This window comes from Stappia sp. (assembly GCF_040110915.1).
GTDB lineage: Bacteria > Pseudomonadota > Alphaproteobacteria > Rhizobiales > Stappiaceae > Stappia.
Genome location: NZ_CP157793.1, coordinates 3,019,627 through 3,037,465, shown reverse-complemented (window position 1 = coordinate 3,037,465; position 17,839 = coordinate 3,019,627). Strand labels below are relative to the sequence as shown.

The window sequence follows — 17,839 nt, the reverse complement described above, 5'->3', positions numbered from 1 at the left end:
CGCGCCTCCCATCCGGATCCGTTCGATGCTCGCCTTCATCGCCCGCCGTCTCCTGATCGCGATCCCGACGCTGTTGCTGGTGTCGATCTTTGTCTTCGCGCTGCAAAAGCTGTTGCCGGGCGATCCGGCGCTGGTGCTCGCCGGCGAGGAACGCGATCCCGAAACGCTCGCCTTCATCCGCGAGAAGTACCGGCTCAACGATCCGATCCTGTTTCAGTACTTCTATTGGCTGGGCTCCGTGCTGCAGGGCGACCTCGGCGTCTCGCTGCGCACGAACCAGCCCGTCACCCAGCTGATCGCCGACAAGCTGCCCGTCACCATCCAGCTCGCGACGATGGCCATGATCATCGCCATGCTGATCGGCATCCCGGCCGGCATCCTGTCGGCGGTGAAGAAGGGCGGGCCGGTGGATTACATCGCGAATTTCGTCGCGCTGTCGGGCCTGTCGATCCCCAATTTCTGGCTCGGCATCATGCTGATCATGCTCGTCTCGGTGCAGCTCGGCTGGCTGCCGGCCTCGGGCTACGAAAGTCCCTTCGTCGATCCGTTGCGCTCGCTGGAGACCATGATCATGCCGGCCTTCGTGCTCGGCACGGCGCTCGCCGCGACGCTGATGCGCCACACCCGCTCCTCCATGCTCGGCGTGCTGAAGGCGGATTACGTGCGCACCGCCCGTGCCAAGGGGCTGGCCGAGCGCGTCGTCGTGCTGAAACACGCCTTTCGCAACGCGCTGCTGCCGGTGGTCACGCTCGGCGCGCTGCTGTTCGGCGAATTGCTCGCCGGCGCGGTGCTCACCGAGCAGATCTTCACCATCCCCGGCTTCGGCAAGCTCATCGTCGACGCGGTCTTCACCCGCGACTACGCGGTGGTGCAGGGCGTGGTGCTGTGCACGGCGGCCGGCTTCATCCTGATGAACCTGATCGCGGACGTGCTCTACGTCCTGCTCAACCCGCGCATGAGGACGGGCCGATGACCGCCGCCGCGCCTTCCGCGCCCCCCAAGGCCGCGCCCCCGAAGAGCGAAGCGCCCGAGACCGCCGCGCCTCGCAGAAGCCGGGTCTGGACGAAACTCAAGCGCAACCGCAGCGCGCTCGTCGGCGCGGTGCTGGTCGCCTTCTTCGTCGCCGTCGCGCTGCTGGCGCCGGTCCTGCCGATCGCCGATCCGATGGCGACGAGCTGGACGGCGGTGCGCCAGGCGCCTTCGGCAGCCTATTGGCTCGGCACCGACGAGATCGGCCGCGATATCCTGTCGCGCATGATCTGGGGCGCGCAGGCCTCCTTGCTCGCCGGCGTCGTGTCGGTGCTGATCGCGGTTGTCATCGGCGTGCCCTTCGGTCTGGTGTCTGGCTATTTCGGCGGCTGGATCGACCAGATCATCTCGCGCATTACCGATGCGCTGCTCGCCACGCCCTTCCTCATCCTCGCCATCGCGCTCGCCGCCTTTCTCGGTCCGAGTCTGACCAATGCGATGATCGCCATCGGCCTGTCGGCGACCCCGATCTTCATCCGGCTGACGCGCGGACAGGTGCTCAGCGTCAAGACCGAGGACTACGTGGAAGGCGCGCGCGCCATCGGTCTCACGCACACGGCGATCATGGGCCGCTATATCCTGCCCAACGTCTTCGCGCCGGTGCTGGTGCAGGCGACGCTGACCATCGCCACGGCGATCATCGCGGAGGCGAGCCTCTCCTTCCTCGGCCTCGGCCAGCAGCCGCCGCACCCGAGCTGGGGCTCGATGCTCAACGTCGCCAAGAACTTCATGACCCAGGCGCCCTGGATGGCCTGGTGGCCGGGGGCCGCCATCTTCCTCGTCGTCCTCGGCTTCAACCTGCTTGGCGACGGCCTGCGCGATGCGCTCGATCCGCGCGAAGGCTGACGCCACGCGCCAACCAAGAACCAACATCCCAGGGAGTGCCGATGTCCGTCTTCACCACCAGACCCGAGATTCAGGGCACCTTCGGCGTCGTGACCTCGACGCATTGGATCGCCTCGGCGGTCGGCATGAAGATCCTCGAGGCCGGGGGCAATGCTTTCGACGCGGCGGCCGCGACCGGTTTCGTGCTGCAGGTGGTCGAGCCGCATCTCAACGGTCCCGGCGGCGATCTGCCGGTGATCCTCTACGAGGCGGAACAGGACCGGATCCAGGTGATCTGCGGGCAGGGTCCGGCGCCCGCCGGCGCCACGCTCGAGCACTATCGCGGCGAAGGCATCGACCTCATTCCCGGCAACGGGCTGCTCGCGACCGTGATCCCCGGCGCCTTCGACGGCTGGATGGTGATGCTGCGCGACCGGGGCCGCCTGCCGCTGCGCGACGTTCTCGAACCGGCGATCTATTATGCGCGCGCCGGCCATCCCCTGTTGCCGCGCGTCAGCGCGACGATTGCCGGGCTCGCGGAGTTCTTCGAAACCGAATGGCCGACGTCGCATGCGACCTGGCTGCCGGGCGGCTCGGCGCCGGCGGCGAACACGCTGTTCGCCAATCCGGGTCTCGCCGACACCTGGGAGCGGCTGTTGCGCGAGGCCGAGAGCGTTTCGGGCCGCGAGGCGCAGATCGAGAAGGCGCGCGACGTTTTCTATCGCGGCTTCATCGCCGAGGCGATCGGCGACTTCTTCGCGCGCAGCGAGGTGATGGACGGCAGCGGCGCCCGGCACAAGGGCGTCTTGACCGCCGACGATCTCGCCGGCTGGCGGGCGGGCGTGGAAGACCCGCTGACCCACGATTACGGCGCGTGGACCCTCGCCAAGACCGGGCCCTGGGGGCAGGGTCCGGTGCTGCTGCAGGCGCTGTCCCTGCTGGAGGGCACGCAGATCGGCGACGTCGACCCGGGCGGCGCCGATTTCGTGCATCTGGTCGCCGAGGCGATGAAACTGGCCTATGCCGACCGCGAGGTCTATTACGGCGATCCGGACTTCTGCGAGGTGCCGCTGGCGCATCTTCTGTCCGACGCCTATGCCGCCGAACGCCGCAAGCTGATCGGCGCGCGCGCCTCCTTCGATCTGCGCCCGGGCATCGTGCCTGGCTACGAGGGGCAGGCGCACAAGACCATGGTGGCCATCGAGGCGCTCGGCATTTCCGAAGGCGGCGTCTACGAGCCGACCATGGCGCATCTGTCGGAAAAGCGCGGCGACACCGTGCATGTCGACGTGATCGACCGCTGGGGCAACATGGTCTCGGCGACCCCCTCGGGCGGCTGGCTGCAATCCTCGCCGGTGGTGCCGGAGCTCGGCTTCGCGCTCAACTCGCGGGCGCAGATGTTCCTGATGACGCCGGGTCTGCCGACGTCGCTCGCGCCGGGCAAGCGCCCGCGCACGACGCTGACGCCGAGCCTCGCGCTCAAGGACGGCCGGGCGACGCTCGCCTTCGGCACGCCGGGCGGCGACCAGCAGGACCAGTGGCAATTGTCGCTCTTCCTGCGGCTGGCCCATCACGACATGTCGCTGCAGCAGGCCATCGACATGCCGCTGTTCCACACCACCCATTTCCCGGCGTCCTTCCACCCGCGCCAGCGCCAGCCCGGCCACATCATGGTGGAGGAAAACTTCGGCGCCGACGTGATCGGCGACCTGCGCGCGCGCGGCCATTCGGTCGAGGTCGCGCCGCCCTGGAGCATCGGCCGTCTGACGGCGGCGAAACGCGAGCCGGACGGGCTGCTCAAGGCGGCCGCCACGCCGCGCCTCATGCAGGCCTATGCCATCGGACGCTGAGGGAGGCGCGCCATGACCTATTCCATCGTCGCCCGCGACCCCGAGACGGGGGCTTTCGGCGTCGCCGTCGCGAGCCGCTTCTTCGCCGTCGGGGCGCTTGTGCCGCATGTGCACGGGTGCGCGGGCGCGATCGCGACCCAGGCCTTCGTCAGCCCGCTCTACGGCACCGACGGGATGGACCTGTTGCGCGCCGGCAAGAGCGCGGAGGCGGTCCTGCGCGCCGTGACGGAGCGCGACGCGGGACGTCACTCCCGCCAGATGCATGTCATCGACGCACTGGGGCGCGGGGCCGCCTTCACGGGTGACACATGCGTCGACTGGGCGGGGCATGAGATCGCCGAGGACGTTTCGGTCGCGGGAAACATGCTGGCCGGGCCGCAGGTGCTGGAGGCGACGCTCGCCGCCTATCTGGAGCACGCGGATCTCGCCTTCGACGCGCGGCTGATGCGGGCGATGGAAGCCGGCGAGGCGGCCGGCGGCGACAAGCGCGGGCGCCAGTCGGCGGCCCTTCGCATCTGTCGCGGCGAGGCCTATCCCTGGCTCGACATCCGCGCCGACGACCATGCCGATCCGCTTGCCGAACTGCGCCGCCTGCGCGCGGTCGCGGGCGAGCGGTTCCTGCATGTGGCCGAGGCGCTGCCGACCGCCGACAATGTATCGGGCACCCTCGACCGCGGGCCCCTGGACGCGAAGATCGTGGCGCTGGAGGCCGCGCGGGAGGACGCGGGGCGCCCCAGCGCCTCTCACGCGAGCCCGCCCGCCGGCCCGCGCCGGACGTAACGGAAAGTCGCGGAACAGCACTCAATGTTACCCAGCAGCGTTGCGCGGCGATACGGATGCATGTGCAACCGTTCCCCGGAGCGGTCGCTTGCGTGTTTCTTGCGATCAATCAGAAGATTTGTCGTATAAATCAAGAGATCCCCGATAATCTTCATCGATGGCTGAAAAATAAGTCGAAAAATATTTAACATGCCCAAAAAATGGACAAATTAACAAAGTGACCTACTGTTAATGCTGCATTGCACAATATATGAGATCTGATAATTTGCGTGAACGCTTGGTTCGTATGGGACTTGTTCTGGTGTGTTGGCTTAGCGGGCGCATATTATACTAAAATAGTGTTGCGGATCCTCCGTCTTTCCTGAACGCTGGCGGTTCGGGACGCGCGGCGCCATCGCCGCCACGTCCCCACGAAAAACCCGCAAAACAACCCGGCGGGAACAGCGAAAGTCTGGAGGAGACACGTCCATGATCAAGCGACCAGTCAGTCGCCGCAGCGTCCTGAAGGGCACGGCGGCCGCAGGTATCGGCCTTGCCGCGCCCAACCTGTTCATCCGCAAGGCCAATGCCTTCACCAACGAGCCGACGGGCAGCACGGTGACGCTCGGCTTCAACGTTCCGCAGTCCGGGCCCTATGCCGACGAGGGGGCGGACGAACTGCGCGCCTATGAACTCGCCGTCGAGCACCTCAACGGCGGAGGCGACGGCGGCATGCTGACGACCTTCTCGTCGAAGGCGCTCAAGGGCAACGGCATCCTCGGCAAGAAGGTCGAATATGTCACCGGCGACACGCAGACCAAGTCGGACGCCGCGCGCGCCTCCGCCCGCTCGATGATCGAGAAGGACGGCGCCGTGATGATCACCGGCGGCTCGTCGTCCGGCGTGGCGGTCGCCGTGCAGGCGCTGTGCCAGGAAGCCGGCGTGATCTTCATGGCCGGTCTGACCCACTCCAACGACACCACCGGCAAGGACAAGAAGGCCAACGGCTTCCGCCACTTCTTCAATTCCTACATGTCGGGTGCGGCGCTCGCGCCGGTGCTCAAGAACGCCTATGGCGCGGACCGCAACGCCTATTACCTGACGGCCGACTACAACTGGGGCTACACGACCGAGCAGGCGATCCGCGAGGCGACGGAAGCCATCGGATGGAACACGGTGGAGACCGTGCTCACCCCGCTCGCCGCGACGGACTTCTCGTCCTACATCGCGCCGGTGCTCAACTCCGACGCCGACACGCTGGTGCTCGTCCACTACGGCGGCAACATGGTGAACTCGCTCACCAACGCCGTGCAGTTCGGCCTGCGCGACCGGGTGGTCAACGACAAGGACTTCCAGATCGTCGTGCCGCTCTACTCGCGGCTGATGGCCAAGGGCGCGGGCGAGAACGTGAAGGGCATCTTCGGCTCCACCAACTGGCACTGGTCGCTGCAGGACGAGGGGTCCAAGACCTTCGTGAAGTCCTTCGGCACCAAATACGGCTTCCCGCCGAGCCAGGCGGCCCACACCTGTTACGTGCAGACGCTGCTCTATGCGGACGCGGTGGAGCGGGCCGGCTCGTTCAACCCCTGTGCCGTGGTCGAGGCGCTGGAGGGTTACGAGTTCGACGGCCTGGGCAACGGCCCGACGCTCTATCGCGCCGAGGATCACCAGTGCTTCAAGGACGTGCTGGTGGTGAAGGGCAAGGAGAACCCGACGTCGGAGTTCGACCTTCTCGAGGTTGTCGAGGTGACGCCGGTGGAGCAGGTGACCTATCCGCCCGACCATCCGCAGTTCGCCGGCGGCGAACTCGGCACCTGCAACCCGGGCGCCTGATCCGGGTCTCCCCGACACGATCCCTCCGGCCGCGCGTCGCGCGGCCGGTTGCCTCGTCCTTTCGGGCCGCTTCGCCGAAACGGGAAGAACAATGGACGCATTCATCCTTCAGGTCCTCAACGGACTGGACAAGGGCAGCGCCTACGCGCTCATCGCCCTTGGCCTGACGCTGATCTTCGGAACGCTCGGCGTCGTCAATTTCGCGCATGGCGCGCTGTTCATGCTCGGCGCCTTCTGCGCCGTCACGCTGAGCCGGCTGCTGTCGATCGCCCATGTCACCGTCGATCCGGAACGCACCGACTTCCTGGGCAATCCGCTCAAGGTCCGCACGCCCTATGTGGAGGAATGGTTCGGCCCCGAGATCGGCTCGGCGATCATCGACTGGTCGGTGCCGCTCGGCATCCTCTTCGCCATTCCCGTCATGGTGGCGATCGGATTCGCCATGGAGCGCGGGCTCATCAAGCATTTCTACAAGCGCCCCCATGCCGACCAGATCCTGGTGACCTTCGGTCTGGCGATCGTGCTGCAGGAGATCGTCAAGTACTTCTACGGCGCCAATCCGATCCCGACGCCTGCGCCCGACGTGCTGGTCGGCTCGCTCGATTTCGGCCTGCTGGTCGGCTTCGATCCCGGCACCGTCATCTACCCCTACTGGCGGCTGATCTACTTCGTCTTCGCCGCGATCCTGATCGGCGCGGTTTTCGCCTTCCTGCAGTTCACGACCTTCGGCATGGTGGTGCGCGCCGGCATGGCGGATCGCGAGACCGTCGGTCTGCTGGGCATCAACATCGACCGCCGCTTCACGATCATGTTCGCCATCGCGGCCTGCGTCGCGGGGCTTGCCGGCGTGATGTACGCGCCGATCAACTCGCCCAACTACCACATGGGCATGGACTTCCTCGTCCTGTCCTTCGTCGTGGTGGTGGTCGGCGGCATGGGCTCGCTGCCCGGCGCCGTGTTCGCGGGCTTCCTGCTCGGCGTGCTGGAGAGCTTCGCCTCCATGCCGGCGGTCGTCACCACCATTCCCGGCATCAACCAGATCATCATCTACCTGGTGGCGATCGTCATCCTGCTGACCCGGCCGCGCGGCCTGATGGGTCGCAAGGGCGTCATGGAGGGCTGATCCCATGCTCGGACTGAATGCCAGGGACACGACGCTCTTCCTGATCGTCATGGTGCTGACGCTGTTCGCGCCGTTCCTGCTCAACCCCTTTCCCGAAGGCTCGGCGCTGGCGCAGTTCAACGCCGGCTACCCCGACCTGATGCAGCGTTTCGTGATCTTCGGGATCTTCGCCATCGGCTTCAACATCCTGTTCGGCCTCACGGGCTATCTCTCCTTCGGCCATGCCGCCTTTCTGGGCGTCGGCTCCTATGCCGGGGTGTGGATGCTGAAACTCCTGTCGATGAACGTGGTGCCGGCGATCATCGTCTCGGTGATCGTGGCGGGGCTGTTCTCGCTGCTCGTCGGCTATATCTCGCTGCGCCGCTCGGGCATCTACTTCTCGATCCTGACGCTCGCCTTCGCGCAGATGTCCTTCGCGCTCGCCTATTCGGTGCTGACACCGATCACCGGCGGCGAGACGGGCCTGCAACTGGCGCTGGACGATCCGCGCATCCTCGGCGTCAGCCAGACGGCGGACGGCTCGATCCCGCTCACCAATTTCTTCGGGATCGAGATGCGAGACGGCTTCGAACTGGCGCTGGGCGGATGGCTCTTCACCTTCAACTTCGGCTACTACCTGTGCGCCGTCGTCATGCTGGTGGCCTTCTACGTGGCGATCCGCATCTTCCGCTCGCCCTTCGGGATGATGCTGAAGGCGGTGAAGTCGAACCAGCAGCGCATGCTCTACACCGGCCTCAACCCCAAGCCCTACACGCTGGCCGCCTTCGTGATCTCCGGCATGTATGCCGGGCTCGCCGGCGGGCTGATGGTGGCGATGGACCCGCTCGCGGGGGCCGAGCGCATGTTCTGGACGGCGTCGGGCGAGGTGGTGCTGATGACCATTCTCGGCGGGGCCGGCACCCTGATCGGGCCGGTGCTCGGCGCGGGCGCCATCAAATACATGGAGAACATCATCTCCAAGCTGAACGAGAACATCCTGCACGCGTGGTTCGCGATGCTGCCCGACGGGCTGGAGGATTTCGTCGTGGCGGTGATCTACCCCTTCATCGGCAAGGGCTGGCACCTGACGCTCGGCATCGTCTTCATGCTCGTCGTCATCTTCCTGCCCGGCGGCATGGTCGAGGGCGGCCAGCGCATCGGTCGGCTGTTCACCCGTCGCAAGACGGCGAACAAGGACAAGGCGGCGGCCGGCTCGGCCCCGTCCGCGGCGGAGTAAGCGCGTCATGGGTATTCTCGAAGTCAAGGGCGTCAACAAGAGCTTCGGCGGTCTGAAGGCGTTGCACGAGGTCAATCTCGATGTCGAGGAAGGCTCGGTGCACGCCATCATCGGGCCGAACGGCGCCGGAAAGTCGACGCTGCTCAACTGTTTCGTCGGCAAGCTGGAGCCGGACACCGGCTCCGTCACCTTCGACGGCAAGTCCCTGCTCGGCATCAAGCCGCATGAAATCAACCAGACCGGCGTCAGCCGGGTGTTCCAGACGCCGGAAATCTTCACCGAACTCACCTTGCTGGAAAACGTGATGATTCCGGCCTTCGCCAAGCGCGACGGCGCCTTCCAGGTCAAGGCCTGGGGCGGGGTCGGCGACGAGGCGGAGATCGGCGAGGCGGCGATGGAGATGCTCACCGACCTCGGCCTCGGCGCCAAGGCGGACCAGATCGCCGGGCAGTTGTCGCGCGGCGACAAACGTCGTCTGGAACTGGCCATGTGCCTGATCCAGAAGCCGAAACTCCTGCTTCTCGACGAGCCCACGGCCGGCATGGCGCGGGCCGACACCAACAACACGATCGATCTGCTCAAGCAGATCTCCAGGCGCGGCATCACCATGGTGGTGATCGAACACGACATGCACGTGGTGTTCTCGCTCGCCGAGAAGATCTCGGTCCTGGCGCAGGGCACGGTGATCGTCGAGGACGTGCCGGAGAAGATCAAGGGCAATCCCAAGGTGCAGGAAGCCTATCTCGGAGGGGCTCATCTATGACGGACACGACCACCCCCGACGCGCCGGCAGGCCACAAGGCCGATGGCGGGCTGATCTCCGACGATCCCTGGAAGGGCACGGCGCCGGGCGTTCCGCCGGTTGCGGCCAAGGGCGGGCAGCGCGCCTATTTCCAGGTCTGGGACCTGCACGCCTATTACGGCGAGAGCTACGTCGTGCAGGGCGTGAGCTTCAACGTGCGCGAGGGCGAGATCGTCGCGCTGCTCGGGCGCAACGGCGCGGGCAAGACCTCCACCCTGCGCGCCATCGCGCGCGCCGACGAACCGGAGGTGCGCCACGGCGAGGTGTGGCTCGACCACAAGCCGCTGCACGAGATGAAGTCCTATCAGGCGGCGCAGAACGGCATCGGGCTGGTGCCGGAGGACCGGCGGATCATCCAGGGGCTGACGGTGGAGGAAAACCTGCGGCTGGCGCAGATCGCCCCGCCGCACGGCTGGTCGCTGGAGCGCATCTACGAGCTGTTTCCCCGCCTGGCCGAACGCAAGACGCAGGAGGCGACCACCATGTCGGGCGGCGAGCAGCAGATGCTGGCGCTGGCCCGCGTGCTCGCCCGCGACGTCAAGCTGCTGTTGCTCGACGAGCCCTACGAGGGCCTCGCGCCGGTGATCGTTCAGGAGATCGAGAAGACGCTGGAGGAGATCAAGTCGCTCGGCATGACGACGATCATCGTCGAGCAGAACGCGATCGCGGCGCTCCATCTGGCGGATCGGGCGCTCATTCTCGACATGGGCGAGATTGTCTTCGACGGCACCGCGCAGGACGTGCTCGACAACGAAGAGCTGCGCCAGGAGTATCTGGCGCTTTGAGCCGCTTTCCCGGGCCTGAGCGGGACCGGGCGGCACGACACGCCTCCGCCGGGCGACCGGCGGGGGCGTCTTTTTTGCCGGCACCGGCGCGAACCGCCTGGCCGGCATGGGCGCCGGCGTGCGTGCGCCATGGGACGCGGGGTGGCGCGCGACGGGCCGCCGCCGGACGTCGCATATTCACCGTTCCTTCACCACAAGCAGAGGAGGGCGTTGCGGAAGGCGCTGCGTTTAACCCGGTTTGAGGACGACCCTTGTCATGTTTCCCGAGCTGAAGGGGAGTGGCATGACGAAATCGTTCTTTCGCAAGGAAGCGCTGCAGGCCGCCACGCGCGTGGAGGACGTGCAACGCACGATGCGCGTGTCGAGCGGCGCGACACGCCTGACCGCGGCGGCCCTCGCCACCGCGCTGGCCGGCGCCGTCACCTGGAGCGCCTTCATCGACGTTCCGATCCATGTCGAGGGCAACGGCGTGCTGGTGCGCGGCGGTGGCACCCTGGTGACCCCGGTCGCGGCGAGTGCGGCGGGCTACATCGCGCAGATCCCGGTGCGTCCCGGCCAGACGGTCGCGCCCGGCGACGTGCTGGCGCGCCTCGTGCTGCCCGAGCGCGAGGCCGAGGTCGCCAAGAACACGCGCATGCTCAAGGATCTCAAGCGCAGCGCCGAACACAAGGCACGGCTGCGCGAGGCCGACGCGCGGGCCGAGACGGCCTCCTTCGACCGGCAGACCCGGGCGCTGGAGACGCGGATCGCGGCCCTGTCCGGAAAATACGACTGGCTGCAGAAGCGGCTCGCTGATCTTCAGAAGCTGCAGGCCGACGGCGTGGTGTCGAAGGACGCGGTCTCCACCGCACGGATCGCGGCCGGGGCGGCGGGCGACGATCTCGCCGCCGCGCAAGCCGAGCGCGTGGCGCTCGACATGCGCCGCGAGGAAGCGGCCTCGGCGCGCAAGCGCGCGGCCCTGCAGGACCAGCTCGAAATCGAGCGCGTGGCGGCGGATCTGGCCGCCGCCCGCGCCATTCTCACCGCCGGGTCGGTGATCAAGGCGGATGCCGGCGGCGTGGTCACGGCGATCAACACGCGTCCCGGCGCGCTGGTCGCGCCGGGCGCGCCGGTCTTCGAGATCATGACCGGAGATGCCGCCGCCACCGGCCGGCTCGAGGCGCTCGCCTTCGTCCCGCTTCAGGCGGGCAAGCGGCTTGCCGCCGACGATCGGGCGCTGGTGACGCCCGCCGATCTGCCCGTCGACCGGCACGATCGGCTGATCGCCCGGGTGGCGGAGGTCTCCGACGTGCCGGTGTCCACCGACAGCTTGCGCACCGCGCTCGGTGACGACACGCTGGTCGAGAAGGTGACGGCGAGCGGCCCCGTGTTCGAGGTGCGCCTGACCTTCGAGCCCGCCGGCGACGACGGGGCGGGCTATGCCTGGACGACGACGCGGTCGCCACACATCGCGCTCACGCCGGGCACGCCCTTCGAGGCGCGGGTGACGGTGGAGCGGCGGCCGCTGCTGGCGCTGGCGGTGCCGGCCTTCAAGCGGTTCCTGCATCTTCCCGAGGACGACTGGACGGGGCGGCGCGAATGAGCGCGGGCGTGAAGTCACCGCGCACGGTGCTGCAGATGGAGGCGACCGAATGCGGCGCCGCCTGTCTGACCATGGTGCTGAGCGCGCACGGGCGCGAGATCCCGCTGGAGGACGCCCGCGAGCGCTGCGGCACGTCGCGCGACGGCGTGGACGCGGCGGCACTCGCCCGGGCCGGCGAAAGCTACGGTCTCAGGGTCAAGGCCGTGCGGCGCGAGCCCGACACACTCGCCGAGCTGCCGCTTCCCGCCGTTCTGCACTGGAATTTCAACCATTTCGTCGTTCTGGAAGCCGTGCATGGCGACCGCTACGTGCTGCGCGATCCGGCGGTGGGGCGGCGCGTGGTCGACCGGGCGGAGATGGACCGCAGCCTGACCGGGCTGGTGCTCGTCATGGTGCCGGGGCCGGATTTTGAAGCCGGCGGCGTGCGTCCGCGCATCCTGCCGGCGTTGCTGCGCCAGGCGTCGGGCTCCTGGGACGCCATGGGCATCGTGTTCCTGTGCGGCGTGGTCGGCATCGTGCCGGGGCTCGTGCTGTCGGGTGCGATCCAGACCTATTCCGATTATGTGGTGGCCGAGGGGCGCGTGGAATGGCTGGAGGTCATTCTGGCGGCCCTCGTGGTCACCGTTCTCGTGCAGGTCGCGCTCGCGGGTCTGCGCGAATGGATCGTGGCCGGGCTCAAGTTGAAGATCGGCGTGGTGATCGCCGCGCGCGCCTTCGAGCATGCCCTGTTCCTGCCGCTCACCTTCTTCGCGCAGCGCAATGCGGGCGAGGTGGTGTCGCGGCTGAGGATCGGCTCGGAAATCGGCGGAACGGTCGCCGGTCCGCTGGCGCAGATGCTGCCCAATATCGTGGTGGCGCTCGGCTACCTCGCGATCATCGCGCTCTATGACCTGGTGCTGGGGGCCATCGTCGCGGCGGTGGCGCTCGCCAATCTCGTGGTGCTGGTGCGCCTGTCGGAGCGTCTCGCCGAGGCGAATCGTCTGCAAAACGTGCTCGAGGGGACGGCGAGCGGGGTCGCCACGGCCGGCTTCATGGCTTTCGATGCCTTTCGCCTGCTCGGTCGCGAGGATCTGTTCGCGCGCCGCTGGCTTGCTGCGGAAGAGGCCGCGCTCGATGCGGAGCAACGGCTCGGCACGATCCGCACGCTGGTGACTCTCGGTCCGACGGCCGCGACGCTGCTGATCTCCATGTGCGTGCTGGGCGTCGGGGCGATGCGGGTCATGTCCGGCGATCTGGCGCTCGGCGGACTGCTGGCGCTGCAGGTACTGGCCGGTCTTGTCGCCGCGCCCATCGCCGCCATCGCCGCGCATTACTGCGCGCTCCAGGAAGCGGCGGGGGCGATCCTGCGACTGGAGGATCTGACCAACCACCCGCGCGACCCGCTGATCCGCCGCGACAGCGATGCCGCATCCGCAACGGTCCGCGACGGCGCGGGGCTGTGCCTCGAGCGTGTGCGTTTCGGCTTCGGCACGGGGCCGGATCTCTTCGCCGACGTGACGCTCGACTTCGCGCCGGGCAGCCTGACGGCGGTCACCGGCGTCTCGGGGGCGGGCAAGTCGACGCTGGCGCGCATCGCCGCCGGCCTTCTGGCGCCGCGTGGCGGCACGGTGTCCCTCCACGGCCGGACGCTCGCCGACTGGCCGCACGCCGAGCTGCGCCGCAAGCTGCAATATGTGCCCCAGTCGAGTGCGGTGCTGACCGGCACGATCCGCGACAACATCACCATGTGGGACCCGTCGATCGACGACGCGGCGATCACGGAGGCGCTTGAACTTGCCGGCGCGCAAGACATGGTGACCCGCGCCGGCGGGCTCGCCGTGCGGCTGTCCGCCGACCGGCCGGGTTTGAGCGGCGGCGAGATCCAGCGTCTGGCGCTCGCCCGCGCGCTCGCCCGCCGCCCGTCCGTGCTGGTTCTCGACGAGACGACCAGCGCGCTCGACGCGCTGATGGAGGAAGAGGTGCTCGACGGATTGCGCCGCTCGGGCGCCGCGGTGCTGCTCGTCACCCATCGCATCGGCTCGGCGCGGCGCTGCGATCGGGTGGTGCATCTCGACGGGCGCGGCGGCGTCGCGCTGGCGCCGGCGGCGGAACCCCCCATGATGGACGAAACGCCGGGGAGGGCGGTCGCATGAGCCAGCAGACCGGCACCGACGATCTCTTCGCAGCCTCCGCCCGGCGGATCGAAACGCTGCTGACGGCCGAGAAACCGGCCATGTCCAAACCCGACCCGGCGCTTGTCGAGGCGCTGGGCGCGGCGGCCAGGGCCGTCGGTGGAACGCTTGTCCCGGGCAGCGCGCTGGTGCCCGGGGAAGCGCGCATGGCCTCGATCGAGCGGCTGACCCGGGTGGCCGGGCTGCAACCGCGCGCCGTGCGGCTGACCGACCAGCGCATCGGCGAGGCGCCGGCGCCGATCCTCGCCTTCCGCAAGGCAGACGCGGAGCAATCGGGCGATCCCGTTCTGCTGTCGCGGTCCGGCGCGCGCTGGAGCTTGGCGGACGCGGAAAGCGGCTGGCGTCCGCGAAAGGTGGCAGAACTCGCGCTGGAGGACTTCGAACCCGATGCGGTGCTGGTCCTGCCGGCCCTGCCCGACACGCCGATCACCGGCAAGGCGCTCCTGCGCTTCGGTCTGATGCAGGGGCGCGGCGATCTCGCCGCCTTCTTCGCCTTCACGCTGACCGCCGGCCTGATCGTGGCGCTGCTGCCGGTGCTGACCGGTCCGCTGTTCGACACGGTGGTGCCGGAGGGCGAGCGGGGTCTGCTCGTCGACATGATGATCTTCTTTGCGGTGCTGTTCGCGGCCAATCTGTTGACGCGCTTTGCCGCCGGCATCGCCCAGCTGCGCCTCGACGGGCGCATCGGCTTCTTTTTGCGGGCGGCCGCGCTCGACCGGGCGATCCGCATCGGCGAGGCGGCGGCGGCGCGCGGCGAGGGACTGCCGGCCGCGCCGATCGCCGCGCTCGCCAGCCGCTCGATGGCGCGCTGGCATCGCGGCTGCTGGGGCATCGCGCTCTCCGTGTCGGCGAGCCTGCTGGTCGCCCTGCCGAATGTCGTCGTGATCGGACGAACCTCCGGCACCGGCGCGGCCCTCATGGGCGGCGTCCTGCTGGCGCTGGTTGCCGGCGGGGCGCTGATCGCCCGCGCGCGGGTGCGGGCGCTGCTCCACGGGCTGGTCGCGCCGCAAAGCTGGATGACCACCGCCTACGAGGGCCTGTCGATGATCGACACGGTGCGTGCGACCGCCGCCGAGGGCCGCGTGTTCGACCGCTGGACCGACGGCTTCGTGTCCCTGCGCCACCGGTTCCTGAAGGCGGACCGGGTGGGGGCTGCCGCCTCCGCGCTGGAGGGCGCGGTCGAGGGCACGCTGGTGTTCACCGCCATCGTCGCGCTGGCGCTCGCCGGCGGCGTGGCGGCCGGTGGCCAGCCGGTCGCGCTCGTCGTGGCCGCCGGCAGCATCGCCGGTGCCGTATCGGCGCTGCTCGGCGCCTTCAATCAGGCGACCATGCTGGGGCTTCAGTACCGGATGATCACCCCGCTTCTGACGGCGGCCCCGCGCCCGGCCATCGACGGGGCCGCGCCGCCGCCGCTTCAGGGGCGGGTCGCCTGTCGCGATCTGACCGTGCGGCACAGGCCGGGCGCGCCGGCGGCCCTTTCCAGCGTCAGCCTTGACATCGAACCGGGCACGCATGTCGGCATCGCCGGCCCCTCGGGCGCGGGCAAATCGACGCTGATCAAGGCGCTCATCGGTCTCGTGCCGCGCGAGGACGGCAAGATCTGGTTCGACGGGATCGATCTCGACGGGCTCGACGATCGCGCGCTGCGCCGTCAGGTCGGCATCGTCGGCCAGGGCGGGCGGCTCTTTCCCGGGACGCTCTTCGACAACATCGCGGCCGGCACGGATCTGACGTTGGACGAGGCGCGCACCGCGCTCAAGCGCGCCGGGCTCGCGCGCGACGTCGCCGCCCTGCCGCTGGGGCTCGGCACGCCCATCGGCGACACCGACTGCGGCTTTTCCGGCGGGCAGATCCAGCGCATCCTGCTGGCGCGCGCCTTCGCCGGCCATCCGCGCCTGCTGATCCTGGACGAGGCGACGAGCGCGCTCGATCCCGCGCTTCAGGCACAGATCGCCTGGGCGGTCGACGAGATGGACGTGACGACCCTCAGCATCGCCCACCGGCTGGAAACCCTGCGCAATTGCGACAGGATCCTCGTGCTGGAGGCCGGGCGTATCGTCGAGGACGGCGCCTATGCCGATCTTTGCGCAAGGGGCGGATTGTTCGCCCGGCTCGTCGACGCGCAGGCCGCGGCCTGACGGCGCCCCTCCGCAGGAGCGTGAAAGATAGATGTCACGCCCGCCGCACCGGTCCTCGCAGGAAGACCGGTGCGGTGGGCGTTCGCGTCTTGAGTATTTGTCTTATCATTCGTTTAACCATCTGACCAAAATGAAGAATTGATTCCTCTGCCTTTGCGGAATCGCAAGAAACGCCCGCTAGCGTTACCCCCGCAATCACGTTTCGGAGGTGGCGGAATGAACAAGGAACTGCACGCGAAATTCGACGAGCTCGACGATGCCATTCCGCTGGATCGCCTGGCGGGCGTTTCCGGCGGCACGCGGGTCTTCTCCAACGATGACGGCGACTGGAGCGATCCGGATGCCGGCGTTCACGCCGGGGTCTCCGGCTCGACGGGCGACGCGCATCTCGGCGCCTCCGGCAGCGCTCATGTCGGCGACGGCGTGTCGGGGCATGTGGGCCATGGCAGCGTGTCCGGCGCGGCCGGCGTCGGCGCGGATGCGCATGGCGAGGCGCATGCCAGCGCGGGTCCGGTGAGCTCGACCGTGTCGGGCGACGCACAGGCCGGGGCGGGTGTGTCCGGCGAGGCGCATTCCAATGCCTCCGACACCGGGGCGTCGGCCTCGGCCGGGGCCTCGGCGAGCGTGTCGGGCGACGCCAGTTCCACGGTCAGCACCCATGGCGTTTCGGCCTCCGAGACGGCCGGCGGGTCGGCGACGGTCGGCGCGGACGCCAATGGCTCCGCCGACATCCAGCACGGGCATGGCGCCTATGGCGCGGGCGGCTCGGGCAGTGCGATGGCGGGCGCCGGCGCGGAAGCCCATGCCGGCGGCGACGGGTCGATCCATGGTGTCGGTTCGGCCGGCGGGTCCGGTGGCGTCGATGCCGGCGAGGTCGGCATCGGGGGCGAGGCGCATGCGGGCTATTCGCATCACCACCTGAACTTCGGTCTGGGCGGCGACATCGCGGCCGGTCTCGGCATCGACTTCGACTTCCACTTCTCGATCGACACGAAGCCGTTCGAAAACGCCTTCCATTTCTTCGACCATCACTTCGGGCCGGCGATTTCCCATGCCGCGCAGGAAGTGGGTCACGAGGCCAGCCATCTGGCGCATGAGGCGGGTCATGCGATCAGCCACGAGGCCCATCAGGTGGAGCATGCGGTCAGCCATGCCGCCCACAAGGTCGGCCACGCCGTGAAGCATTTCTTCCACCACTGGTGATCCGCTCCCGGATCGACCGTCAACGAGACCCCCGAAAGTGAGGAGCGAAGATCATGAGCATGGGTAAGGATGCGGTTCAGCAGGTGAAGGACATCGTCACCGGCATGGTGACCGGCGGCGCGTCGCTTGCCGGCTGGTCGGCCGGCGAGGCGGTGCTGCTCGGCGCCAAGGCCGAGGAGGCGACCACCGCGCGCCTCGCGCTCGGTCAGGATTTCAACGCCGCCGTCGACGCATCCATCGCGGAAGCCGAGATGGTTCTGGTGATGGACGTCTTCTGCAAGGCGCTGGCCGAGACCGGCGATGCGGATGCCGCCTTTGACAAGGTGGTGGCCATGAAGATGCAGGCCGCCGGTGACGCACCGGGCAACGAGACCGCGCAGAAGGTCGCCCGGGCGACCTATGCGGATGCGATCAAGGGCGGGCTCGCGCCGCAGGCGGCGATGCTGAGCGCCTTCCTGTCGGCGGGCGCGACCATGCGGCTCGCGGCCTCGGGCGCAGCTGCGGCCACGCATTGAACCGACAC

At 68.5% G+C, this 17,839-nt stretch carries 14 protein-coding genes; all 14 read left to right on the top strand.

The genetic code is table 11. The features are described from left to right. Positions 1-25 precede the first annotated feature (25 nt). The 14 genes from ABL312_RS13650 to ABL312_RS13585 all read left to right on the top strand — a co-directional run bounded on the left by ABL312_RS13650 (position 26) and on the right by ABL312_RS13585 (position 17,831). Positions 26-973: an ABC transporter permease gene (locus ABL312_RS13650; protein WP_349357941.1), complete on the top strand. Its 948-nt coding sequence runs from the start codon at positions 26-28 to the stop codon at positions 971-973. After that, positions 970-1,875, top strand: coding sequence for an ABC transporter permease (locus tag ABL312_RS13645; protein ID WP_349357940.1), 906 nt, complete (start codon positions 970-972; stop codon positions 1,873-1,875). The genes ABL312_RS13650 and ABL312_RS13645 overlap by 4 nt, the downstream gene beginning before the upstream one ends. A 41-nt stretch (positions 1,876-1,916) precedes the next feature. After that, entirely contained in the window at positions 1,917-3,704 is a 1,788-nt protein-coding gene (locus ABL312_RS13640) for a gamma-glutamyltransferase family protein (RefSeq protein WP_349357939.1), read from the top strand. A gap of 12 nt (positions 3,705-3,716) precedes the next feature. After that, positions 3,717-4,484: a DUF1028 domain-containing protein gene (locus ABL312_RS13635; RefSeq protein ID WP_349357938.1), complete on the top strand. Its 768-nt coding sequence runs from the start codon at positions 3,717-3,719 to the stop codon at positions 4,482-4,484. A 468-nt stretch (positions 4,485-4,952) separates the two neighbouring features. Beyond that, entirely contained in the window at positions 4,953-6,296 is a 1,344-nt protein-coding gene (locus ABL312_RS13630) for a substrate-binding protein (RefSeq protein WP_349357937.1), read from the top strand. Positions 6,297-6,387: 91 nt separating this feature from the next. Next, on the top strand, positions 6,388-7,419 hold the full coding sequence (locus ABL312_RS13625) for a branched-chain amino acid ABC transporter permease (RefSeq protein ID WP_349357936.1): 1,032 nt from the start codon (positions 6,388-6,390) through the stop codon (positions 7,417-7,419). Positions 7,420-7,423: 4 nt separating this feature from the next. Continuing rightward, entirely contained in the window at positions 7,424-8,635 is a 1,212-nt protein-coding gene (locus tag ABL312_RS13620; RefSeq protein ID WP_349357935.1) for a branched-chain amino acid ABC transporter permease, read from the top strand. A 7-nt stretch (positions 8,636-8,642) separates the two neighbouring features. Then, positions 8,643-9,398: an ABC transporter ATP-binding protein gene (locus ABL312_RS13615; protein ID WP_349357934.1), complete on the top strand. Its 756-nt coding sequence runs from the start codon at positions 8,643-8,645 to the stop codon at positions 9,396-9,398. Beyond that, on the top strand, positions 9,395-10,222 hold the full coding sequence (locus ABL312_RS13610) for an ABC transporter ATP-binding protein (RefSeq protein ID WP_349357933.1): 828 nt from the start codon (positions 9,395-9,397) through the stop codon (positions 10,220-10,222). The genes ABL312_RS13615 and ABL312_RS13610 overlap by 4 nt, the downstream gene beginning before the upstream one ends. Before the next feature lie 283 nt (positions 10,223-10,505). After that, positions 10,506-11,804 (top strand): NHLP bacteriocin system secretion protein, encoded by a 1,299-nt coding sequence (locus ABL312_RS13605; protein WP_349357932.1) that lies wholly within the window; start codon positions 10,506-10,508, stop codon positions 11,802-11,804. Between the two features lie 8 nt (positions 11,805-11,812). Further along, entirely contained in the window at positions 11,813-13,936 is a 2,124-nt protein-coding gene (locus tag ABL312_RS13600; RefSeq protein WP_349357931.1) for a cysteine peptidase family C39 domain-containing protein, read from the top strand. Further along, positions 13,933-16,113: an ATP-binding cassette domain-containing protein gene (locus ABL312_RS13595; RefSeq protein ID WP_349357930.1), complete on the top strand. Its 2,181-nt coding sequence runs from the start codon at positions 13,933-13,935 to the stop codon at positions 16,111-16,113. The genes ABL312_RS13600 and ABL312_RS13595 overlap by 4 nt, the downstream gene beginning before the upstream one ends. A 216-nt stretch (positions 16,114-16,329) precedes the next feature. Beyond that, the gene (locus ABL312_RS13590) at positions 16,330-17,316 is read left to right on the top strand and encodes a hypothetical protein (RefSeq protein WP_349357929.1); all 987 of its coding nucleotides are present in this window, start codon (positions 16,330-16,332) and stop codon (positions 17,314-17,316) included. 53 nt (positions 17,317-17,369) lie between these two features. Then, positions 17,370-17,831 carry a hypothetical protein gene (locus tag ABL312_RS13585; protein ID WP_349357928.1) on the top strand — a complete coding sequence of 154 codons (462 nt, stop codon included), beginning with the start codon at positions 17,370-17,372 and terminating at the stop codon, positions 17,829-17,831. Positions 17,832-17,839: the final 8 nt, after the last annotated feature.